The sequence below is a fragment of the Bacillus sp. mrc49 genome, from assembly GCF_002803435.1.
Map to the genome: position 1 here is coordinate 1 of NZ_PHNG01000311.1, position 392 is coordinate 392.

Genomic DNA, 392 nt, shown 5'->3' on the forward strand with positions numbered 1-392 from the left:
ATTCAACCCGGACATCCTGCTGATCCCAAGTCGCGATTTTTATTCTTCCATTTGCTATATCCACATCCACTTCGTTCAGGAAATCATAATCATGCTGAAAAATATGGCTGTCTTCCACTGATTTGCCGAAGTTGAAATCAAGGTCGGTATCTTTGATTTTCTTAAAAGCACTCTCAACGAAATCAAGAATCTTATCTTTCGATGACTGGATATTCTTCTTGAATGTATCCTGAGTGCTTCCTTCACTTTTCTTTTCCACGACTACAGTCGATAATTCATTTTGCAGTACCTGCCCTTTTGCTTCACTTTCCTGACTGGCTTTCTCCAATTCTTCCAATAGGCCCATGGCTTCGTCCGCGGATAGCTTTCCATCCTGAATCATTTCTAGAATC

General features: G+C 40.8%; 1 protein-coding gene. It reads right to left on the reverse strand.

Annotation, left to right across the window (positions count from 1 at the left end; all coding sequences use genetic code 11):
- Nucleotides 1-392 (reverse strand): SHOCT-like domain-containing protein (locus CVN76_RS02105; RefSeq protein ID WP_442857533.1); only part of this gene is annotated, 392 nt, incomplete at both ends.